Raw genomic sequence first — 21,322 nt, forward strand, 5'->3', positions numbered from 1 at the left:
AAATGTCGCGCAGTGTACCAGTCCCGAAGGATTTTCCCTGCAAGTTCTAGACGAGAAGCCTGTTAATGCTCGATGTCGTGCTCCGGGCTGACCACCCGTTTGCCGTCCTTTGGCGACAGTTGCAGGAAGATCGCCGCCGCCAGCATCGCCATGATGCCTACGGTAACGAAGGTCAGCTGGAACGCGCCGAGCACGGTGTCGACCCCGTCGTTGCCCACTTCAGCGGTAAAACCACCCAGCAGCGCACCGGCGCACGCCACCCCAAGGCTCAGGGACAACTGCGCCACCACCGACAGCAAACTGTTGCCACTGCTGGCCTGGGCGTCGTCGAGGTCGATCAGGGTCACGGTGTTCATCGCGGTAAATTGCAGCGAGTTGATCGCCCCCAGGATCGCCAACATGCCGAGCAGCAACGGGTAGGGCGTGTGTTCGCTGACCAGGCCCATGCTCGCCAGCATGATCCCCAACGCCAGGGTGTTACCGGTCAGCACCACGCGGTAGCCCAGGCGCTCGATCAGCGGCCGGGCGATGGACTTGGCAAACATCGCCGCCGCCGCCAGCGGCAGCATGCTCATCCCGGCTTCAGACGGTGAATAACCCAGCGCCACCTGCAACAGCAGCGGTACCAGAAACGGCAGCGCGCCGCTGCCCAGGCGGGCGAACAGGTTGCCGAGGATGCCCACGGCAAAGGTCCGGGTCTTGAACAGTACCGGCGAGAACAGTGGGTTATCGATATGCCCGGCCCGCAGCCAATAGGCCGCCAGGCATGCGAGGCCGCCGAACAGCAGCAACATCACCCGCAGGTGCGGCAGGTGCAATTCGCCCAGGCCTTCCATGGCGATGGTGATCAGCACCATCGCCGCGCCAAACAGCAGGAAGCCCACGCCGTCGAAACGGGTGCGCTCGCTGCCGCGCAGGTCGGGGATGAATTTCCACACGGCATAGCACCCGATGATGCCCACCGGCAGGTTGATCAGGAAGATCCAGTGCCAGGTCAGGTATTGCACCATCCAGCCGCCCATGGTCGGGCCGAGCAACGGCCCGAGCAGCCCGGGAATGGTGATGAAGCCCATGATGCGCACCAGTTCCGAACGCGGGTAGGCGCGCAGCACCACCAGCCTGCCCACCGGCAACATCAAGGCACCGCCCAGGCCCTGGATCACTCGGGCGCCGACCAGCATGGTCAAAGTGCTGGAGAGTGCGCAGAGCAACGAGCCGATGCTGAACAGCATGATCGCGCCGAAGAAAATCTTCTTGGTGCCAAAGCGATCGGCGACCCAGCCCGAGGCCGGGATCAGCAAGGCCACCGTCAGCATGTAGGCGATCACCACGCCTTGCATGCGCAGCGGGTTCTCCGCCAAGTCTCGGGCCATGGCCGGCAATGCGGTGTTGAGAATCGTCCCGTCCAGCGATTGCATGAAGAAGGCAATCGCTACCACCCAGGGTAGCCAGCGGGCGGTCTTGGCGTCGAGAGGGGCGCGATCCGGCATGAGTTACCTTTTTTGTTAGCAGCCTATGTGTCGGCGATTATGCGCCATCGGTAGCTCCTTTTCCCACACCCACTTCGTCTATATCTGACAACTTCACGTGCTTGCCCACCAGGAAATCCATCAGCGCCCGGTGCACCGCCAGGGCCGCCTCACGGGATTCGAGGTCGAGCAAATGGCCGGTGTGTTCGGCGGTGGCGAAGCTGCTGCGCCCCACGTATTTTTTGAACAGTTGGGCCTCGTCTGCCGGGGTGTACTCGTCCAGCACGCCGTTGAGGAAGTGCACCGGGGTTTCGATCTGACTCAGTTGCGGCAGGTAATTGCCGTCACCCATCGCCAGCACCTGGTGGATATGAAAACGCGCCTGGCGATACTCGGTGGTGGCCATGGTCGACAGGTGACGGTGGTTGTTGCGCTTGAGCCGGGGCGACAAATATTTGCCCACGGTTTCATTCAGCAGATGGCCGACGGCGGATTTGTCATCGGCTTCGATCAGTACGCGCACCCGCTCTACATATTCGAGCATTGCCTGATTGAGGTTGGGTGCCAGCGCCATCACCACCGAGCTTTCAATCGACGGCGGATTATGGGCCAGGGTCAGCAGCGTGGAAATTCCGCCCCATGAGGCAGACACCAGGTGGTTGACCTGAAAGCGCTCGACCAGTGCCCGCAGGATCTGCACTTCATCGTCCTTGGTCACCAGGTCGAGGTCGGTGTTGTGCGGGCGCGAATAGCCGGAGAACGGCAAGTCGAACATCAGCACATTGAAGTGCTCGGACAGGCACTTGCTGGTGCGGGCGAACGAACGGGTGGTGGACAGCGCGCCATTGACCAACAGCACGGTTTTCTTCTCTGGGTTGTTACCAAGCTGCTCTACGTGAACGTTGTAGTGCTTGAACAGCTTTTCAATGACAAAACTTCCATGGTTCATGTCAACGCTCCAGCTTGCCCTATCCCGGGCAAGGTCATGCATCACTTGAGTGCAGGAGCGAGCTTGCTCGCGAAGATCGTTAACGATGACGCGGTTTGCCAGCCTTGACGCGGTGCTCTCGGGTTTTTCGCGAGCCGGCTCGCTCCTACGGTGTGTTTTTATGGCTAGGTGCCACCAACCTTTATAACGAGGTTTTTCGCGAGCGACAACTGGCCGGACGACCAGGTGCCTGGAATGAGGTTTTGAGGTTGGGTTCGATCAGAATGTGGAATGCAAGCAAATGTGGGAGCGGGCTTGCTCGCGAATGCGCAGTGTCAGCCAATACATCTGTAGCTGATACACCGCATTCGCGAGCAAGCCCGCTCCCACAGGGGTCTGCGTTGTTTATAAGGTCAGGGTCAGCCGGTTTACCAATGCGCCCGGTAATAGATTGGATGAGGTATTGCGCTGGCTATATGTACTCGCCGACAGCAGCAATTCCCGATCAGCGGTCAGCGCTTCCAACTGCGAGCCCAACAGGCTGTACACGCTGTCATCAAAACGCATGGTGCTGACCGGCGCCTTGATCTCGCCGTCTTCGACCCAGAACGTGGCGAAGCGGGTCATGCCGGTCAGGCGCGCGGCGGGCTGGTCGGAGTAGTTCAAATACCACAGGTTGCTGATGTACAGGCCGGTGCCCAGTTGCTTGAGGATATCGGCCTGTGCCAGGTCGCCGGCGGCCATCTGCAAGGCACTTGGGGACTCATCGCCGCTGGCGCCGTTGGTGCTCAGGCCGTATTCGGCGGCGCTGCGCGAGTTCACCAACTGACCTTCAGCCTTGCCGCCGCTGATGAGCTTCACATCACTGCGCGGATAGCCGTCACGGGAAAACGCCGAGCTCAGGGAGCCGCTGACCTGTTCGTCCACCGCCACCAACGGGCTCAAGGCTTGGTCGCCGGCATACAGGCGCTGCAACGGGCTGCCCTTGCTGGCGATGGCCTGGGCAGAAAAACCGCCCCAGGTCAGCATGCTGATGATCTCTTCCATGGCCGCCGGGGCCAGATAGGCGCGGTATTGCCCCGGTGCCAGCGGGTGCAGCGGGCGGCCAAGGAATTCCAGTTGCTCGCGGGCCTGCTGGAAGCGTTGGGCGAATGCCGCGCTGTCCCAATCGTTGCCGGCGTAGCTGGCTTTCACCGCTTCGCCGTTGGCGTGGAACAGGCTGAAGTCAAAGTTGAAACTGTTGGCCTGGTGCCAGCCAAACGCCCCCGACGAACTGGCAAAGCCACGGCTTATAGGGCCGGCGGCGTAGAAGCCAACCATGTCCACACCTTCGGCGGCAAGGCTGATTTCTTCCAGCACCTGGGCCAGGTCCGGCAGTGGTCGGTTCTGCTGATCCTTGTTCTGCCAGGCGTTGTGATTGAGCAGCAGGTACGTGTCCTGTGGCAACAACGGCAGGGTCTCGCGCAGTTGTTGCAGGCCGTCGGCCAGGCGCTGGCGATCCAGTTCAGGCTCGCCCGCCAGGGTAATACCGAGGTCGGCGTGGCGCCCGTCGTTGATCAGCTTCAGGTTCAGGCTGGCCTGTTGCACCTGGCCGGCCTGGCGCACTTTGCCGTGGTTGAAACGCACAAACTCGGAGGACTCGTCGGCGTAGCCGAGGTGGAATTGTTCGCGGTCGGTGATGGCCTGCTTGAGCCAGTCCACCAGGGCTTTGAAAGTGTTCATCAAGCGTCTCCCCCGAATACATCCACGTTGCTGAATACACAGGCCGGCGACGCATGGCCGACGCGGATCACCTGGTTGGGTTCGCCCTTGCCACAGTTCGGCGTGCCCAGCACCTTGAAGGTGCTGGCGTCGCCGACGGCGCTGAGGTTGCGCCAGAACTGCGCGGAAATCGCCCGGTAGTTGGGGTTCTTCACCACGCCCTTGAGTTCGCCGTTTTCAATCAACTGGCCCCACTCGCAGCCGAACTGGAATTTGTTGCGCGCATCGTCAATCGACCACGAACGGTTGGTGGACATCAGGATGCCGTTCTCGATGCCGCCAATCAGCTGCGCCATGTTCTGGTTGCCAGCCTCGATATTCAGGTTGGCCATGCGGTCGATCGGCGCGCGGTTCCAACTGCAGGCACGGCTGTTGGCCACGCCTTGCATGCCGGAGCGGTATTGCGACAGCGCACCGCCCAACGGCTTGAGCAGCACGCCTTCGCGGATCAGGAATTGTTTGCTGGCCTTCGTGCCGTCGTCGTCATGCCCGTAGCTGGCGAGCTGCTCGGGAATGTCCGGGTCGAAGGTCACGTTCAGCAGGTTTGAGCCGTATTGCAGGTGGCCGAAGTCGCTGGCCTTGACGAAGCTGGTGCCGGCGTAATTGCGCTCGTCGCCCAGGATGCGGTCCAGTTCCAGCGGGTGGCCGATGGATTCGTGGATCTGCAGGATCATCTGGTCGGGCATCAGCAGCAGGTCGCGCGGGCCTTGGGGCGTGTTCGGTGCCAGCAACAGTTGCAGCGCCTGGTCGGCGATCTGCGGGGCGGCGCCCACCAGGCCGAAGCGGCTGATCACGTCAAAGCCGCCTTGCTGGCCAAAGTTGGTGCCACCCAGGGTGCGGGTCTGGCTGTCATTGCCGTCGTAGGCCGTGACGTTAACCCCAGGGAACACAAAACGCTGGGCCTGGCGCAGCTCGGCACCGGCACTGTTGAGGTAGATCTGCTCGACGTGGGTGGTGCCCAGGCTGACTTCCCAGTTCACCAGGCGCTCATCCTTGGGCACCGCGGCCGATTCGGCGCCGAGCAGTTGGTAGCAGTCGCTCAGGGACGGGAAAGGTTGGTCGAGGCTTGGCGACAGGTAGTCGGCGATGTCGCTGGACACCGGCTGGTCGCGCAGGTCGAGCAGGGCATGGGGCTTGATCAACCGGGCTTGTTGTTCGGCGCGCTCAAGGGCGGCTTGCAGGCCGGGCAGGGAAATGTCGTGGGTGGCGGCGTAGGCTTCGACGCCGTTGAGGCGCACGGTGAGCATCGCGCCTTCGTCCTGGCTGAGGTGTGGCGGCTCGGCGACGTTCTTGCGTACCGACAGGTGCTGGCCGGACTCGCGGACGTAGCGCAGGGAGAAGAATTCGGCGGTAGTGCGCAGGGCACTGAAATGCTTTTTGAGTGTGGCGTGGTGGTCGAACATGGGGCCTTCCTTGTGGGCGGCTCGGCGCGGGCAGGCAAACAGAGTAGGCCTGGGGCGGGGAGCTGATCAAGGAAAGGTGATTACCTGTGGCGAGGGAGCTTGCTCCCGCTGGGCTGCGTAGCAGCCCCAAAATCTTGGGAGCGCTTCGCACTCCAGCGGGAGCAAGCTCCCTCGCCACAGTGTTATCAGTTACTGCGCGGTACGGCTCACATCACGCATCGGCTTGCCACGCACCGGCGCATCGCCTGCCACGTAGTAGTCGGCGGTGCTGCGCGGCAAAGGCTTACGGCCACGGATCTTGTCGGCGATTTTCTCGGCGATCATGATCGTCGGCGCGTTCAGGTTACCGGTGGTGATGATCGGCATGATCGACGCATCCACCACACGCAAACCCTGCATGCCATGCACACGGCCTTCGGCGTCAACCACGGCCATCTCGTCGTCGCCCATCTTGCACGAGCAGGACGGGTGGAACGCGGTCTCGGCGTGCTCGCGGATAAACTTGTCGAGTTGTTCGTCGGTCTGCACGTCGATGCCTGGGCTGATTTCGCGGCCACGGTATTGATCCAGTGCCGGCTGTTGCATGATTTCACGGGTCAGGCGGATGCCGTCGCGAAATTCCTGCCAGTCCTGCTCGGTGGCCATGTAGTTGAAGAGGATGCTCGGGTATTCCCGCGGGTTCTTCGACTTCAGCTGCACGCGGCCACGGCTCGGCGAACGCATGGAACCCATGTGCGCCTGGAAGCCATGCTCTTTCACGCCGTTGCTGCCGTTGTAGTTAATCGCCACCGGCAGGAAGTGGTACTGGATGTTCGGCCAATCGAAGTCTTCACGGGTACGGATGAAACCGCCGGCTTCGAACTGGTTGCTGGCGCCGATGCCGGTGCCGTTGAACAGCCACTCGGCACCGATGGCCGGCTGGTTGTACCAGAGCAGCGACGGGTACAGCGACACCGGTTGGGTGCAAGCATATTGCAGGTACAGCTCAAGGTGATCCTGCAGGTTTTCGCCGACGCCAGGCAGGTCGTGGACCACCGGGATGTCGAGGCTTTCCAGCAGTTTGGCCGGGCCAACACCGGAGCGTTGCAGCAGTTGCGGCGAAGCGATTGCGCCGCTGCACACCAGGACTTCCTTGCGGGCACGGGCTTCAACACGCTCTTCAGCGGCGCCGATCAGGTAGCGAACGCCAACGGCGCGCTTGCCTTCGAACAGGACTTTGTCGGTCAGGGCGTGGGTGACGATGGTCAGCGTCGAACGCTTCTTGGCCGTGTCCAGGTAACCGCGAGCGGTGCTGGCGCGACGACCGTTTGGCGTCACGGTACGGTCCATCGGGCCGAAGCCTTCCTGCTGGTAGCCGTTCAAGTCTTCGGTACGCGGGTAACCGGCCTGTACGCCTGCTTCAACCATCGCGTGGAACAGCGGGTTGTTGCCGGCTTTTGGCGTGGTCACGCTGACCGGGCCTTCGCCACCGTGGTAGTCGTTCGGGCCGATGTCGCGGGTTTCGGCTTTACGGAAATACGGCAGGCAGTCGAGGTAGGTCCAGTTTTCCAGGCCCGGGAGTTTCGACCAGTTGTCGTAGTCCATCGCGTTGCCGCGGATGTAGCACATGCCGTTGATCAGTGAAGAACCGCCGAGGCCCTTGCCACGACCGCATTCCATACGGCGGCCATCCATGTGTGGCTCTGGATCGGTTTCGTAGGCCCAGTTGTAGCGGCGGCCTTGCAGCGGGAACGCCAGGGCGGCTGGCATCTGGGTACGGAAATCCAGACGGTAGTCCGGGCCGCCGGCTTCCAGCAGCAAAACGGTGACGCCTTCGTCTTCGGTCAGACGGGTCGCCAGGGTGTTACCGGCAGAGCCGGCACCCACAATGATGTAGTCGTATTCTTGGGACATTAAATGCACCCTCTTTGAAGTTGGTCAGGTTGCTGAATCGGTGTTGCCTGGAATGGGGCTGCTGCGCAGCCCAACGGGAGCAAGCTCCCTCGCCACAAAGGACTCTTCATTCCAGGGTTCTTAGAACACCGAGGCGTAGTCGCCCAGCTCAACCTGTACCGATTTGATGCGTGTGAAGTTGTTCAGCGAGCTGATGCCGTTCTCACGGCCAACGCCCGACTGCTTGTAACCGCCAACCGGCATCTTCGCGTCGGACTCGCCCCAGGCGTTGATCCAGCAGATACCGGCTTCCAGTTGATGAATCACGCGGTGGGCGCGGTTCAGGTCTTTGGTGACCAGGCCAGCGGCCAGGCCGAAGTCGGTGTCGTTGGCGCGACGGATCACTTCTTCTTCGGTGTCGTAGGTGAGGACGCTCATCACCGGGCCGAAGATTTCTTCACGGACGATGGTCATTTCGTCGGTGCAGTCAGTGAACACGGTCGGTGCAACGTAGGCACCCTTGGCGAATTCGCCGTCGGTCAGGCGGTCGCCGCCGCACAGCAGGCGGGCGCCTTCTTCCTTGCCCTTGGAGATGTAGCCGAGCACGCTTTCCATGTGGGCGAAGCTGACCAGCGGGCCGAAGTTGGTGTTTTCATCTTCCGGGCTACCGATACGAATACGCGCAACACGCTCGGCGATCTTGGCTTCGAACGCGCCTTTAAGGGCGGTCGGAACGAACACGCGAGTGCCGTTGGTGCAGACCTGGCCCGAGCTGTAGAAGTTGGCCATCATCGCGATGTCAGCGGCGCGGTCGAGGTCGGCGTCGTCGAAAATGATCAGCGGGGATTTGCCGCCCAGCTCCATGGTGACTTCTTTGAGCGAAGAGCTCGAAGCGCTGGCCATGACCTTCTTGCCGGTGTCGGTGCCGCCGGTGAAGGAGACCTTCTCGATGCGCGGGTGCTCGGTCAGCCAGGTGCCGACTTCACGGCCGCTGCCGGTCAGTACGTTGAACACGCCATCCGGAACGCCGGCTGCGGTGTAGATCTCAGCCAGTTTCAGGGTGGTCAGCGAGGTGACTTCGCTTGGCTTGAAGATCATCGCGTTACCGGCCGCCAGGGCCGGTGCGGATTTCCACAGGGCGATCTGGATCGGGTAGTTCCACGCGCCGATACCGGCCACGACGCCCAGCGGCTCGCGACGGGTGTAGACGAACGAGGTGGTGCGCAGCGGGATCTGCTCGCCTTCGATGGCGGGCACCAGGCCGGCGTAGTATTCCAGCACGTCGGCGCCGGTGACGATGTCGACGTATTGGGTTTCGGAGTACGGCTTGCCGGTGTCCAGGGTTTCCAGGGCGGCCAGTTCGTCGTTGCGCTCACGCAGGATTTCAACGGCGCGACGCAGGATGCGCGAACGCTCCATGGCGGTCATGGCGGCCCAGATTTTCTGGCCCTTTTCGGCGCTGACCACTGCGCGCTCAACGTCATCGAAAGTGGCGCGTTGCACGTTGGCGAGAACTTCACCGTTAGCCGGGTTGATGGCTTCGAAAGTGGCATCGCTGCCAGCGTCGGAGTAGCCGCCGTCAATGTAGAGTTTTTGCAGTTCGAAACGGGCCATAAAGTCCTCGCAAGTGCATAAGTGGTTGGCGTTAACCGCCGAAGGTGGGCCATGGGGTTCTGGCAACACCGACCGGCAGTCGTTCAGGGGTTGAGCGTCTATGTGTGCTCTAACTCACCTGCTTGGCCAATTGAAAATCCATGTATTCGTAAGCGATCCGTTGCGCCTGCTCCGTGTCGAAAGCGTCTCCCGACAGGGCGCCGCGCAACCACAAACCGTCGATCAGGGCCGCCAGGCCTCGGGCTGCGCTGCGTGCCTCGGGCAACGGCAGCACACGGCGGAACTGGCAACACAGGTTGGAATACAGACGGTGATCGTTGATCCGCTGCAGCCTGTGCAATGACGGGTGGTGCATGCTGGTGGCCCAGAAGGCCAGCCAGGTTTTCATCGCCGGGCCGTTGACCTGGCTGGCGTCGAAGTTGCCTTCGATGATCACCTGGAGTTGAGCCCGCGGGCTGTGGTCCTTCAGCGCCAGCCGGCGCTCGGTGACGTTCTCGATCAGGACGTTCATCAGGTACCGCATCGTGGCGGCGATCAGGCCATTCTTGTCCTGAAAATAGTGACTGATGATGCCGTTCGAGACACCGGCCAGACGGGCGATCAGCGCAATGCTGGCATCCCCCATTCCGACCTGATCGACCGCAGTCAATGTGGCTTCGATCAACTGCTGGCGGCGTATGGGTTGCATACCGACCTTGGGCATCGTGCACCTCTCCTTAGGCCTGCCAATGGGCGATAAACGTCCATCGGCTTGTGGGCCAGTCTATTTTGTTTTGATTGAACGTTCAATCAACAAAGAATAAGATCTGCGACAAATGGTCGCTGCCTACAGGTTTTTCCTGCGTGCATGTGGCGCCACCTGACACCTGGAAAACCCATGAAATAGCCCGGCACAGCGGCTCGCCGAGGGTTCAGGGATTTTCGGGGTGTCTTTATACACCCGTCCGTCGACTGCCGAAAAATCGATGGCTCGGGTCAAGCGTTGCCTTGTGTTTCTCTGCACTGCCCGGAGCATCTGTGCCATGAGTTCTGCCTCTCTTATAAAGACCCCGCCAGAAAAGGTGCGGGTCAACGGTTGGGTGTTCTACACCTCCACCGCGCTGATTCTGTTGTTGACCGCGATTCTGATTATCGCCCCGCAGGAAGCCGGCAGGATGCTCGGTGTGGCCCAAGCCTGGTTGTCGAAAAGCTTTGGCTGGTACTACATGGTCGTGATCGCCGCCTACCTGGTGTTTGTGGTGGGCCTGGCGTTTTCGTCCTACGGCAAATTGAAACTGGGCAGCAAGGACGACACCCCGGACTTCAGCTACGGCGCCTGGGCCGGCATGCTCTTCTCGTCGGGCATCGGCATCTCGCTGCTGTACTTCGGCGCATCCGAGCCGCTGGACCACTACTTCAACCCGCCTGAAGGTGCGGCCGCCACCGGCGAAGCTGCACGCCAGGCGTTGCAACTGACGTTCCTGCACTGGGGTCTGCACGGCTGGGCGATCTACGCACTGGTCGGCCTGGCCGTGGCGTACTTTGCCTACCGTCATAACCAGCCACTGGCCTTGCGCTCGGCGCTGTACCCGCTGGTGGGCGAGCGTTGGGTGAAAGGCGCGGCCGGCCACGCGGTAGACGGCTTCGGCATGTTCGTGACCCTGCTGGGCCTGGTGACGAACCTGGGGATTGGTTCGATGCAAGTGTCGTCCGGGTTGGAAAACCTGTTCGGCATGCAGCACAGCAACACCAACCTGCTGATCGTGATCATCGTGATGAGCACCGTGGCGACCATTGCTGCCGTGTCGGGTGTGGAAAACGGCATTCGCCGCCTGTCCAACCTGAACATCGTGCTGTTCAGCGGCCTGCTGATTTTCGTGCTGCTGTTTGGCCCGACCCTGCACTTGCTCAATGGCTTGGTGCAAAACACCGGCGACTACCTGAACGGCATCGTACTGAAAACCTTCGACCTGTATGTGTACGAAGGCGACGCCGACAAGACCGAGCGCTGGATGGGCCTGTGGACCCTGTTCTACTGGGCCTGGTGGATTTCCTGGGCACCATTCGTGGGCATGTTCATCGCGCGTATTTCCCGTGGTCGCACGGTGCGTGAACTGGTCGCCGGCGTGCTGTTGATTCCGTTGGGCTTCACCCTGGCGTGGCTGTCGATCTTCGGCAACTCGGCCCTGGACCTGGTGTTGAACCATGGTGCGGTGGAGTTGGGCAAGACGGCGCTGGAACAGCCGTCCATGGCGATCTACCAACTGCTTGAGCATTACCCGGCGTCGAAAATCGTGATTGGCGTGTCGATCTTTGTGGGCTTCGTACTCTTCCTGACCCCGGCGGATTCCGGTGCGGTGATGATGGCGAACCTTTCCTGCAAGGGCGGCAATGTTGACGAAGATGCACCGCACTGGCTGCGGATTTTCTGGTCGGTTGTTATCACGCTGGTGACCATCGGCCTGTTGTTTGCCGGTAACTTTGAAGCCATGCAAACCATGGTGGTACTGGCCGGTTTGCCGTTCTCGGTGGTGCTGATCCTGTTCATGTTCGGCTTGCACAAGGCGATGCGCCAGGACGTGGCGATCGAGCTTGAGCAGGCACAACTGGCTGAGCGTGGTCGTCGTGGTTTCAGCGAGCGCTTGACTGCCCTGGACCTGCAACCGAGCCAGGGTACCGTGCAACGCTTTATGGACAAGCACGTCACGCCGGCGCTGGAAGAAGCGGCGGCTGCGTTGCGTGATCAGGGGCTGGAAGTGCAAACCCTGCTGGGCAAATCCAAGCGCTGCATTGGTGTACGCATCGAGATGGAAGAGGGTAATCCGTTCGTTTACGAAGTGAGCCTGGATGCTTATTCGTCGGCACCGAACGACTTGCCTGAGGAAGAGCGCACGCGCTACTACCGCGCCGAGGTTTACCTGCACAACGGGAGTCAGGAATACGACCTGATGGGCTTCACCCAGGAGCAGATCACCCGGGACGTGCTCGATCAGTTTGAAAGCCATCGGCAGCTCCTTGGCCGTGTCTATAGCTGATAGGTAGTTGTTTGATCGTTCCCACGCTCCGCGTGGGAGCGCATCCTGTGACGCTCCGCGTCACGACTTCAGGCGCGGACGCAGAGCGTCCATGACGGCATTCCCACGCAGAGCGTGGGAACGATCAAGAGCGGTGCCTTCACTGGCGCCGCTTTTTTAATGTGTACGCCGATCAAAATGTGGGAGCGGGCTTGCTCGCGAATGCGGTGTATCAGTGGCCGATGTGCTGACTGACACCCCATTCGCGAGCAAGCCCGCTCCCACATTGACCCCGTTTCTTCAGTGGGTTCTGCGCTGGCGCATTAACCCAGGTTCTTGCCCAACAGCGCGTGATACAGCTCGCTGTCACCCAGGATCCCTACCACCTTGTCGTTGTCCTGCAGCACCAGCTTGTTCCCTGTCTGATACCGAATCTGCAACGCCTCACGCATACCGATATTGGAGTCCACCAGCGTCGGCATCCGGCCCAAGCCTTCCACCGATTGCCCCGGTGCCCAGTTCTGCAAGTTCAGCACCGCGCCGTTCTGCCGCGCGCCCTTGATGGTGTTGCCTTCGGCCAAGTCCAGCCACGAGTCGCCACCCGGGTCCAGGCTGATGGAACCGTTGACGTGGGTGCAGTTGTCCACCGTGCGCATCAGGCTGCGGCCACACAGCACATTCAGCGGGTTGGTGTGCGCCACGAAGGTCCGCACATAGTCATCCGCCGGGTTCAGCACGATCTCTTCCGGTACGCTGTACTGGATGATCCGGCCGTCTTTCATGATCGCGATGCGGCTGCCGAGTTTCAGCGCCTCATCCAGGTCGTGGCTCACAAATACGATGGTCTTGCTCAGCTTGCGTTGCAGCTCCAGCAACTCATCCTGCAAGCCCTGGCGGATCAGCGGGTCGAGTGCCGAGAAGGGTTCGTCCATCAGCAGGATATCGGCGTCCATTGCCAACGCGCGGGCCAGGCCGACACGTTGCTGCATGCCGCCGGAAAGCTCGTCGGGCTTCTTGTTGCGCCACTGCGACAGGCCCACCAACTCCAGCTTGTCGTCCACCAGCTTGCGCCGTTCTTTTTCCGGGCGGCCCTGCATCTCCAGGCCGAAGCTGATGTTTTCGCGCACCGTCAGCCAAGGCATCAGGGCGAACTTCTGGAAGACCATCGCGATGCGCTGGGTGCGCATCATTTTCAGCTCGGCGGGGGTGCAGGACGCGATGTCGATCTGGCGACCTTCATGCTCCACAAACAGCTTGCCGCGGCTGACGGTGTTCAAGCCGTTGATGCAGCGCAGCAGGCTCGACTTGCCCGAACCGGACAAGCCCATCAGCACGCAGATCTCGCCTTTCTCCACATCCAGGCTGGCGTTTTCAACGCCGACAATTTGCCCGGTCTTTTTCAGGATCTCGTTGCGCGTCATGCCCTGGTCCAGCAGCTTGAGCGCCTCGCGTGGGTCTTTGGAAAAGATCACGTCGACATTTTCGAACCGGATAATGCTCATGCATCACCCCCTACTTTGGCGTCGGGTTGTTTGCAGATGCGGTCGAGCATGATGGCCAGCAACACGATCGCCAGGCCCGCTTCAAAGCCCAGGGCGATGTCGGCGGTGTTCAGCGCGTTGACCACCGGTTTGCCGAGGCCGTCGGCGCCCACCAGGGCCGCGATTACCACCATCGACAACGACAGCATGATGCATTGGGTAATGCCGGCGGCGATGCTCGGCATGGCGTGGGGCAGTTCAATCCGCGAGAGCAACTGACGGCGCGAGCAGCCAAAGGCCTTGCCGGCGTCCATCAACTCTTGCGGCACATCACGGATACCCAGGTAAGTCAGACGGATAGGCGCGGCAATCGCAAACACCACCGTGGAAATCAGCCCGGGCACCACACCCAGCCCGAAGAGGGTCAGGGTAGGGATGAGGTAGACGAAGGTCGGTACGGTCTGCATCAGATCGAGCACCGGCCGCATCAGGGTGTAGAACATCGGTTTGTGCGCGGCAACAATGCCCAGCGGCACGCCGATCACCACGCAGACCAGGGTGGCGAACAGCACCTGCGCCAGGGTCTCCATGGTTTCCTGCCAGTACCCAAGGTTCAGGATCAGCAGGAAGGAGGCAATGACAAACACCGTCAGGCCCCATTTGCGTTGAATGAAGTGAGCGAGCAGCGCAATCAGACCGATCAATGCCAGCGGATTGAACCAGGTCAGCGCGAACGTCACGCCGTGGATCATCGTTTCCAGGGTCGATGCGATTGCGTCGAAGTAGTTGGCACCATGTTGGGTCAACCATTCAACGAAGGCAGCGATGTACTGGCCTAGCGGGATTTTATGTTCAGTCAGCATGGTAGTGAATGTCCACATGCGAAGAGGAAAAACATCCCGGGCCAGCGTACCGGCCCGGGGTCAGCGGTTACTTGGCGAGGTAAGCTTTGACGGCCTCCAATCCTGGTTTGCCATCGACGGTGGTCACACCAGCCAGCCAGGTGTCGAGCACTTGCGGGTTCTTCTTCAGCCACGCCTTGGCGGCTGCGTCAGGCTTCATTTTGTCGTCCAGGACATTACCCATCAGGGTGCTTTCCATGTTCAGGGTGAACGACAGGTTTTTCAGCAACTGGCCCACGTTGCTGCATTCCTGGGTGTAGCCCTTGCGAACGTTGGTGTAGATGGTGGCCTGGCCGTAGTTGGGGCCGAACGAATCATCACCCCCGGTCAGGTATTTCATCTTGAAGCGGGTGTTCATCGGGTGCGGTTCCCAGCCAAGGAACACGATGGCCTGGTCGCGCTTGGTGGCGCGCTCCACCTGCGAGAGCATCCCGGCTTCGCTGGATTCGACTACTTTGAAACCTGCGGTTTTCAGGCCGAAAGCGTCTTTGTCGATGAGGGTCTGGATGGTGCGGTTGCCGTCGTTGCCCGGCTCGATACCGTAGATCTTGCCGCCCAGCTCATCCTTGAATTTGACGATGTCGGCGAAGTCTTTCAGGCCTTTGTTGTACAGCGCTTCCGGTACGGCCAGGGTGTACTTGGCGTTTTCCAGGTTGGCGCGCACGGTTTCCACGGTGCCGGCATCACGGTACTGCTTGATGTCGTTTTCCATGGTCGGCATCCAGTTGCCGAGGAAGATGTCCATGTTCTTGCCATCGGCCAGCGACTTGTAGGTCACCGGTACCGAAATCATCGTGGTGCGGGGTTTGTAGCCGAGGCCCTTGAGGACTTCGCTGGTGGTGGCGGTGGTGACGGTGATGTCGGTCCAGCCGACATCGGAGAAGTTGACGGTTTGGCATTGCGCCGGTTCTGCAGCGTGAGCCAGGACTGGCAGACTCAGCATGGCGGCCAACAACAACGACGGGGAACCTTTCATGGGGGTGGACTCCTGGTGTTTTTCTGGCGGCGATAACACCGCGCTTATAGGTGTTGCGGTTGGGCGTGCGGCACAGCTCTGCCACGCAACTGTGCAAACGAGTCGAGACTGATCATGTACCAGTGAAAATCTGACGCCTACAGGGGGCGTCGTATCCAGTACAGGGATGGTCGTATCCAGTGTCGGTGACGTCGCTTACAGATTTTTTCCAAGGCAAAACTGCACTTTTTACCGATCTGCACCGCAAAAAACGGCCAAAACGTCGCCTTCCACGAGCGCGGCGCTGGTAAGCATGGGTACGTCGGTGTGAGACGCCGTGAGGGCGAGTAAAAGCTTGATGATGCCGCCATCTGGGCGATCTGAGCGTAGCAGCTCATTTGAGCCTGGCCCGTTCATCTGCGGAGTTTCAAGGCAATGGCTATCAGCGTTTTCGACCTTTTCAAGATCGGCATTGGGCCTTCGAGTTCTCACACCGTCGGCCCCATGCGCGCCGCGGCGTTGTTCGTTCAAGGACTACGTGAACGTGATGTGTTGGAACAAGTAAAGCGCGTCGAAGTTCAGCTGTATGGCTCCTTATCGGCCACCGGCATCGGTCACGGCAGCGATAACGCGGTGATCATGGGCCTGATGGGCGAGTGGCCCGACGCGATTGATCCGTCACAAATCGGCATCCGCATCGAGACCCTGCGCGAGACCCACACACTGCTGCTGGACGGGCGTCTGCCGGTGCCATTCCTATGGGCGCGGGACATGCGTTTGATCGATGAAAACCTGCCCTTCCACCCTAACGCCATGACCCTGGTGGTGTTCGGTGATAACGGTGAGCTGCACCGCGACACCTACTACTCCGTAGGCGGTGGTTTTGTGGTGGATGAAACCCAGGCCACCAGCGGCGTGGCGGACATGGACCGCACCGAGCTGCCGTATGATTTTTCCAGCGCGGTGGAGTTGCTGCAGCTGTGCAAGACCCACAACCTGCGGGTCGCTGAACTGATGTTGGCGAATGAAAAAACCTGGCGCTCGGAAGAAGACATCCGCAGCGGCCTGATGACGCTCTGGCGCGCCATGCAGGACTGCGTGGAGCAAGGCCTCAAGCATGAAGGCATTCTTCCCGGCGGCCTCAATGTGAGGCGCCGTGCGGCCAAGTTGCACCGTAGCTTGCAGGAGCTGGGCAAACCCAACGTGATCGGCTCAACCTTGAGCGCGATGGAATGGGTCAACCTGTTCGCCCTGGCGGTGAATGAAGAAAACGCCGCCGGCGGGCGCATGGTCACGGCACCGACCAACGGCGCAGCGGGGATTATCCCGGCGGTGCTGCACTACTTTATGAAGTTCAGTGAAGAGGTGACTGAGGCCAACGTCGTCGACTATTTCCTCGGCGCGGCGGCGGTGGGCATCCTGTGTAAAAAGAATGCGTCGATCTCGGGTGCCGAAGTCGGTTGCCAGGGTGAAGTCGGCTCGGCGTGCGCCATGGCAGCGGCGGGGCTGGCGGAGATTCTTGGTGCTACGCCGGAGCAGTTGTGCAACGCGGCGGAGATCGGCCTGGAACACAACCTGGGCCTGACCTGCGACCCGGTGGGCGGGCTGGTGCAAGTGCCGTGCATCGAGCGCAATGCGATTGCTGCGGTGAAGGCGATCAACGCGGCGCAGATGGCGCTGCGGGGTGATGGCCAACACTTTATCTCGCTGGACCGGGTGATCCGCACCATGCGCGATACCGGGGCGGATATGCATGACAAGTACAAAGAGACATCGCGGGGCGGGTTGGCGGTGAGTGCCGTCGAGTGTTGATTCGGCTTTATGTGGCGAGGGAGCTTGCTCCCGCTGGGCTGCGCAGCGGCCCCAAAATCTTGGGAGCGCTTCGCACTCCAGCGGGAGCAAGCTCCCTCGCCACAGAAGAACAGCCTGCTCATAAAGTGCACACCCGGATCCAGTCACGCCACCTTTTAGCGCGTCGCAATTAGATAAGTAGCTCCCGAACGATTTCCCCTCATGACCATCTGTCACCCGTGCTTGTGGTGACAGACTTTTCCCACGTCGTTTCTCTCCCTTCCCACAAGTGCTACCGATCTGCTCACACACCTTGAGCCTGCGTCCTCTCATGCCTTTTTCGGGTCATATCCCCCACTCCATGCGCGGGCTTATATAGACACGTCATGAGGTCGTTTTCAGGAGTTATTGAATGCGCATTCAACTTTAGGCATGGCATTTGCTCTATCAACACAAAGCCTCTCGCCACAGGAGTTTCCTTAAGGTGATGAGCGCAATAACAAGAGCCTCGCCTGAGGCCATCACCCGCTTTGTGTGAGGAGATACCGCGATGACGTCGTCCAACTCCGGGGCTCAACCCCAGAACCGTGCGCCTCAATCCATCGGCTTTTTGCTGCTGGACAATTTCACGCTGATTTCCCTGGCCTCCGCAGTCGAACCCCTGCGCATGGCCAACCAACTCTCCGGCCGCGAGCTGTATCGCTGGACGACGTTGAGTGTGGACGGAAACCAGGTGTGGGCCAGCGACGGTCTGCAAATCACCCCCGATGCTTCCATGCACAAAGCCCCGGCCCTGGACACTGTGATTGTCTGCGGCGGTGTGGGCATCCAGCGCACCGTGACCCGTGAACATGTGTCGTGGCTGCAAAGCCAGGCGCGCCAGTCCCGTCGCCTTGGCGCGGTGTGCACCGGCAGTTGGGCCCTGGCTTGCGCCGGCTTGCTGGACGGTTTTGATTGCAGCGTGCACTGGGAATGCCTGGCGTCGATGCAGGAAGCTTTCCCACGCGTTGCCATGAGCACACGCCTGTTCACCCTCGACCGCAACCGTTTCACCAGTTCGGGCGGTACCGCGCCGCTGGACATGATGCTGCACCTGATCAGCCGCGACCACGGTCGTGAACTGTCGGCGGCGATCTCCGAGATGTTTGTGTACGAACGCATCCGCAACGAACAGGATCACCAGCGTGTGCCGCTCAAGCACATGCTCGGCACCAACCAGCCGAAACTGCAGGAAATCGTCGCGCTGATGGAGGCCAACCTGGAAGAACCGATCGACCTCGATGAGCTGGCGGTGTACGTCGCCGTTTCCCGGCGTCAGCTGGAGCGGCTGTTCCAGAAATACCTGCACTGTTCGCCGTCGCGCTACTACCTCAAGTTGCGCCTGATTCGTGCACGGCAGTTGCTCAAGCAAACGCCGATGTCGATCATCGAAGTGGCGTCGGTGTGCGGGTTTGTCTCCACGCCGCACTTCTCCAAGTGCTACCGCGAATACTTCGGCATTCCGCCGCGGGATGAGCGCGTGGGTTCCAACACCACGCAGCAAGTGGCGATGATGCCGATTCCGCAGGCGCTGGTGTTGTCACCGCTGTCCGGGCCGTTGTCGGCGTTGAGCCAGGCGCGCAATGAGTCGACTTTCGCGAGTGTAAGGCTCTAAGCCGAGTCGCCTGCATTCGCGAGCAAGCCCGCTCCCACATTCGACTGCATTTCAACGGTGGAACTCGGTCAAATGTGGGAGCGGGCTTGCTCGCGAATGCGGACTATCAGGCGCCAGAGTTCTGCCGAAATTGCACCAAAGCCGGCAACAACTGCTTATCAATCGCCTGCCTCACCGCCGGTAAAATCGTCGCGCTGCCGGTGTACATCTGCTCAACCATACCCTTGAGCGCCTTGGCCCGCGCCGCACTCAAACCGCGCACCGCGCATTCACAAGCCTGCTCGGCGGTCGCGCCGCTGGACACTTCGAAACCCAACGACCGCAGTTGGCCCAGCAGGTCATCCTGGTCAATCAAATCCGCGTGCATCATGACGTTTATCCTTGTTAGGGGAGCGGGGGACTGAGGTCGATTCTGGTAGGCCATCACCGAGTCGGCAAGGCCTGAATGCGCGAATGTCCGGGACACCTATGAACAGGTCGTTTTCGGCTAACTCGGCAAGAAGGGGAGTGTGCACACTGGCACCAAGCAAGCAGCTTGAAGGTTTGGTCACCCTCGGGATGCGCAGCTCACACAAAGCACTCTGCCCCGATCCTGTCACGGCTTGATCGGGGCTTTTTTTGAGCTGAAATTTGAGGTGAAGCTGCTGGCCCCTTCGCGAGCAAGCCCGCTCCCACAGTTGACCGCGTTTTTTCAGGAGGAACTCGGTCAACTGTGGGAGCGGGCTTGCTCGCGAAGGGCGCGCCTCGGTCTACCGCTGCAACACTAATATCCGGGACAACAACTCATCCCGATCGATGTAGCAGCCCTGGAAATGCCGCGCGCCGGACGCTGGGTCAAAGGCATTGCGCGCATGCAGGGTGCGGCGGTTATCGAAGCACCATAGCTCGCCCGGGTTCAGGCGTTTGACCAGCCGAAAACGCGCTTCGCGCGTCATCGCAATAAACCGGCGATAGGCGCGATACAGCAAGGGCATCTGCGCTGCCGGCGCCTCAAACGGCCCACGCAGAAAGTTGGCCATGCGAATCTCGGCGACGTCACCCAAGGCATCCAGCGCAATGATCGGCGCCAGCCGGCGATAGTCGCTGTGACGGTCCTTGTTGCGAAATTCCACCGGGATCTCGCACAGCGCGCGAAAGGCTTCGGGGTCTTCATCCCGCAGCGCCCCGGCAATGGCAAAACCATCGACAAAAATACTCTCGCCACCGTCGGCGTCGTTTACCAGGCAATGCAGCAATTGCAGCCCGGGTTGCAGCTCTCGCGTCGGCAAATCACTGTGCAGCGGCAGGTTGAAGGCCGTGTAGGCGTTGCTGTCGGCATCGGCCTTGGATTGCACGTTGAACAGCACGCCGAAGTTGCTCTCGCGGATGAACGAGATGCGCTTGGCGATCAGCGCCAGTGAGCCGGGTTCGGTGGGCACGCCGCGCACTTGAGTGAGGCCGCTGTCTCGCAAAGCCAGCAGCCATTGCAGCAGTGCTATCGGGTCTTCCATCAGGGCTGCGTAGTCGAAGGCAGGCAGCTCGAACGTACGGTCCCACAGCCGGGATTTCGGCTTGGCGGCCCGCCGTTCGGCGCGGGATTCATCATCATAGGCGTGCGCCCGCAGCCAGCCGGGATCGTATTGGCTGCGATGCCCGCCACTCCATGCCACCGTCAGCAAGCCCTGGTCGATACCTGCACTGACGGCCGTGAGGTTTTCGTCCACATCAACGATTTCCAGCACTTGCTCACGGGTCACGCTGTAGACGCAGACAGGGCACGGGCAGTTGTCCCGCAGCCACTGGTGATGGAACGGGCTGACCCGCCCATCGGCCCATTTCACGCTGAGGTGGTCGCTGTGCACCTGCACATCGGCAGGTTCGCTGATCAACGGGTAAGTACGGAAGTCGGCAACAGCGGCGGCGGTTTGCATGGCGATTCCTTATTTTTGGGGTGGCAGTCCAATCACGCGGCCGAGCAGGGCGGGCTTCGGCAGCTCGATCTGTTCGGCGCTGATGCTCGCAAGCTTGCCGAGTACCGCCTCGCTGAACGGCGCCGAGTGCGGCCCGGCGAGGTCGACGTGGAGCAGCATCTGTTCGTTACCGGCCAGCTCCTTTTCGTCGCCCACCAGATGCAGGCTGTGATAGAGGTGCAGGCGCTTGCGGTCGTGGGCGATGAGTTGGGTGTGCACTTCGACGTCGGCGCCCAGCTTCACTTCGTGCAGGTAGTTGAGGTGCAGCTCCAGGGTGAACAGCGAGTGGCCGCTGGCTTCGCGGTTTTCGCTGTCCAGGCCCAGGGTGTCCATCAGCGCGTCGGTGGCGTAGCTGAAGATCAGCAGGTAGAACGCATCGCGCAGGTGGCCGTTGTAGTCGACCCAGTCGGGGAGGATTTTGGTGGTGTAGGTGGTGAGTGCGGGCATGACTTAAATTCCAAAATGTACGCAGTCAAAATGTGGGAGCGGGCTTGCTCGCGAAGGCGGTGTGCCAGGCGGTGAATACATCGACTGATACACCGCCTTCGCG

16 protein-coding genes are annotated in these 21,322 nt (G+C 60.9%); 3 read left to right on the forward strand and 13 right to left on the reverse strand.

The window, feature by feature from the left end; translation table 11 throughout:
- Positions 1 to 62 precede the first annotated feature (62 nt).
- The 7 genes from mdtD to betI all read right to left on the reverse strand — a co-directional run bounded on the left by mdtD (position 63) and on the right by betI (position 9,750).
- On the reverse strand, positions 63 to 1,490 hold the full coding sequence (gene mdtD, locus CEC48_RS20145) for a multidrug transporter subunit MdtD (RefSeq protein WP_088425345.1): 1,428 nt from the start codon (positions 1,488 to 1,490) through the stop codon (positions 63 to 65).
- Positions 1,491 to 1,527: 37 nt separating this feature from the next.
- Entirely contained in the window at positions 1,528 to 2,418 is an 891-nt protein-coding gene (locus tag CEC48_RS20150; RefSeq protein ID WP_088425346.1) for an alpha/beta fold hydrolase, read from the reverse strand.
- Positions 2,419 to 2,802: 384 nt separating this feature from the next.
- Positions 2,803 to 4,119, reverse strand: coding sequence for a TldD/PmbA family protein (locus tag CEC48_RS20155; protein WP_088425347.1), 1,317 nt, complete (start codon positions 4,117 to 4,119; stop codon positions 2,803 to 2,805).
- Positions 4,119 to 5,561 carry a TldD/PmbA family protein gene (locus tag CEC48_RS20160; protein WP_088425348.1) on the reverse strand — a complete coding sequence of 481 codons (1,443 nt, stop codon included), beginning with the start codon at positions 5,559 to 5,561 and terminating at the stop codon, positions 4,119 to 4,121. Before CEC48_RS20160 ends, CEC48_RS20155 begins: the two co-directional genes overlap by 1 nt.
- Before the next feature lie 189 nt (positions 5,562 to 5,750).
- The gene (betA, locus tag CEC48_RS20165; protein WP_088425349.1) at positions 5,751 to 7,454 is read right to left on the reverse strand and encodes a choline dehydrogenase; all 1,704 of its coding nucleotides are present in this window, start codon (positions 7,452 to 7,454) and stop codon (positions 5,751 to 5,753) included.
- Positions 7,455 to 7,574: 120 nt separating this feature from the next.
- Entirely contained in the window at positions 7,575 to 9,047 is a 1,473-nt protein-coding gene (gene betB, locus CEC48_RS20170; protein WP_088425350.1) for a betaine-aldehyde dehydrogenase, read from the reverse strand.
- Positions 9,048 to 9,156: 109 nt separating this feature from the next.
- Positions 9,157 to 9,750, reverse strand: a complete 594-nt coding sequence (gene betI, locus CEC48_RS20175; protein WP_088425351.1) for a transcriptional regulator BetI — start codon at positions 9,748 to 9,750, stop codon at positions 9,157 to 9,159.
- Positions 9,751 to 10,069: 319 nt separating this feature from the next.
- Here betI and CEC48_RS20180 point away from each other — a divergent pair, with 319 nt between their 5' ends.
- On the forward strand, positions 10,070 to 12,061 hold the full coding sequence (locus CEC48_RS20180) for a choline BCCT transporter BetT (RefSeq protein WP_088425352.1): 1,992 nt from the start codon (positions 10,070 to 10,072) through the stop codon (positions 12,059 to 12,061).
- A 302-nt stretch (positions 12,062 to 12,363) separates the two neighbouring features.
- Here CEC48_RS20180 and choV read toward each other — a convergent pair whose 3' ends face one another.
- The 3 genes from choV to CEC48_RS20195 all read right to left on the reverse strand — a co-directional run bounded on the left by choV (position 12,364) and on the right by CEC48_RS20195 (position 15,399).
- Positions 12,364 to 13,542: a choline ABC transporter ATP-binding protein gene (gene choV, locus CEC48_RS20185; protein WP_088425353.1), complete on the reverse strand. Its 1,179-nt coding sequence runs from the start codon at positions 13,540 to 13,542 to the stop codon at positions 12,364 to 12,366.
- Positions 13,539 to 14,384: a choline ABC transporter permease subunit gene (choW, locus tag CEC48_RS20190; RefSeq protein ID WP_076017809.1), complete on the reverse strand. Its 846-nt coding sequence runs from the start codon at positions 14,382 to 14,384 to the stop codon at positions 13,539 to 13,541. Before choW ends, choV begins: the two co-directional genes overlap by 4 nt.
- A gap of 67 nt (positions 14,385 to 14,451) precedes the next feature.
- Positions 14,452 to 15,399 (reverse strand): choline ABC transporter substrate-binding protein, encoded by a 948-nt coding sequence (locus CEC48_RS20195; RefSeq protein WP_017476446.1) that lies wholly within the window; start codon positions 15,397 to 15,399, stop codon positions 14,452 to 14,454.
- Positions 15,400 to 15,813: 414 nt separating this feature from the next.
- Between CEC48_RS20195 and CEC48_RS20200 the strand changes: the two genes are divergently transcribed.
- Together CEC48_RS20200 and CEC48_RS20205 are read left to right on the forward strand one after the other, a co-directional pair.
- Positions 15,814 to 17,190, forward strand: a complete 1,377-nt coding sequence (locus CEC48_RS20200; protein WP_088425354.1) for an L-serine ammonia-lyase — start codon at positions 15,814 to 15,816, stop codon at positions 17,188 to 17,190.
- A gap of 529 nt (positions 17,191 to 17,719) precedes the next feature.
- Positions 17,720 to 18,823: a GlxA family transcriptional regulator gene (locus CEC48_RS20205; RefSeq protein ID WP_088425355.1), complete on the forward strand. Its 1,104-nt coding sequence runs from the start codon at positions 17,720 to 17,722 to the stop codon at positions 18,821 to 18,823.
- Positions 18,824 to 18,929: 106 nt separating this feature from the next.
- On the opposite strand, the gene CEC48_RS20210 is transcribed toward CEC48_RS20205, so the two are convergent.
- From CEC48_RS20210 to CEC48_RS20220, 3 genes are all read right to left on the reverse strand, one after another.
- On the reverse strand, positions 18,930 to 19,193 hold the full coding sequence (locus CEC48_RS20210) for a hypothetical protein (protein ID WP_003216918.1): 264 nt from the start codon (positions 19,191 to 19,193) through the stop codon (positions 18,930 to 18,932).
- Positions 19,194 to 19,572: 379 nt separating this feature from the next.
- Positions 19,573 to 20,733, reverse strand: coding sequence for a gamma-butyrobetaine dioxygenase (locus CEC48_RS20215; protein ID WP_088425356.1), 1,161 nt, complete (start codon positions 20,731 to 20,733; stop codon positions 19,573 to 19,575).
- 9 nt (positions 20,734 to 20,742) lie between these two features.
- A complete protein-coding gene (locus CEC48_RS20220; RefSeq protein WP_088425357.1) occupies positions 20,743 to 21,219 on the reverse strand; it encodes a thioesterase family protein in 477 nt (158 codons plus the stop codon).
- Between the last annotated feature and the right edge of the window lie 103 nt (positions 21,220 to 21,322).

It is taken from the genome of Pseudomonas sp. K2I15, assembly GCF_002204795.1.
Classification (GTDB): domain Bacteria; phylum Pseudomonadota; class Gammaproteobacteria; order Pseudomonadales; family Pseudomonadaceae; genus Aquipseudomonas.

What these genes read in the sequence shown, in the direction of transcription:
- mdtD (WP_088425345.1), bottom strand. Translation starts at nt 1,490, where the DNA reads ATGCCGGATCGCGCCCCTCTCGACGCCAAGACCGCCCGCTGGCTACCC.
- CEC48_RS20150 (WP_088425346.1), bottom strand. Translation starts at nt 2,418, where the DNA reads ATGAACCATGGAAGTTTTGTCATTGAAAAGCTGTTCAAGCACTACAAC.
- CEC48_RS20155 (WP_088425347.1), bottom strand. Translation starts at nt 4,119, where the DNA reads ATGAACACTTTCAAAGCCCTGGTGGACTGGCTCAAGCAGGCCATCACC.
- CEC48_RS20160 (WP_088425348.1), bottom strand. Translation starts at nt 5,561, where the DNA reads ATGTTCGACCACCACGCCACACTCAAAAAGCATTTCAGTGCCCTGCGC.
- betA (WP_088425349.1), bottom strand. Translation starts at nt 7,454, where the DNA reads ATGTCCCAAGAATACGACTACATCATTGTGGGTGCCGGCTCTGCCGGT.
- betB (WP_088425350.1), bottom strand. Translation starts at nt 9,047, where the DNA reads ATGGCCCGTTTCGAACTGCAAAAACTCTACATTGACGGCGGCTACTCC.
- betI (WP_088425351.1), bottom strand. Translation starts at nt 9,750, where the DNA reads ATGCCCAAGGTCGGTATGCAACCCATACGCCGCCAGCAGTTGATCGAA.
- CEC48_RS20180 (WP_088425352.1), top strand. Translation starts at nt 10,070, where the DNA reads ATGAGTTCTGCCTCTCTTATAAAGACCCCGCCAGAAAAGGTGCGGGTC.
- choV (WP_088425353.1), bottom strand. Translation starts at nt 13,542, where the DNA reads ATGAGCATTATCCGGTTCGAAAATGTCGACGTGATCTTTTCCAAAGAC.
- choW (WP_076017809.1), bottom strand. Translation starts at nt 14,384, where the DNA reads ATGCTGACTGAACATAAAATCCCGCTAGGCCAGTACATCGCTGCCTTC.
- CEC48_RS20195 (WP_017476446.1), bottom strand. Translation starts at nt 15,399, where the DNA reads ATGAAAGGTTCCCCGTCGTTGTTGTTGGCCGCCATGCTGAGTCTGCCA.
- CEC48_RS20200 (WP_088425354.1), top strand. Translation starts at nt 15,814, where the DNA reads ATGGCTATCAGCGTTTTCGACCTTTTCAAGATCGGCATTGGGCCTTCG.
- CEC48_RS20205 (WP_088425355.1), top strand. Translation starts at nt 17,720, where the DNA reads ATGACGTCGTCCAACTCCGGGGCTCAACCCCAGAACCGTGCGCCTCAA.
- CEC48_RS20210 (WP_003216918.1), bottom strand. Translation starts at nt 19,193, where the DNA reads ATGATGCACGCGGATTTGATTGACCAGGATGACCTGCTGGGCCAACTG.
- CEC48_RS20215 (WP_088425356.1), bottom strand. Translation starts at nt 20,733, where the DNA reads ATGCAAACCGCCGCCGCTGTTGCCGACTTCCGTACTTACCCGTTGATC.
- CEC48_RS20220 (WP_088425357.1), bottom strand. Translation starts at nt 21,219, where the DNA reads ATGCCCGCACTCACCACCTACACCACCAAAATCCTCCCCGACTGGGTC.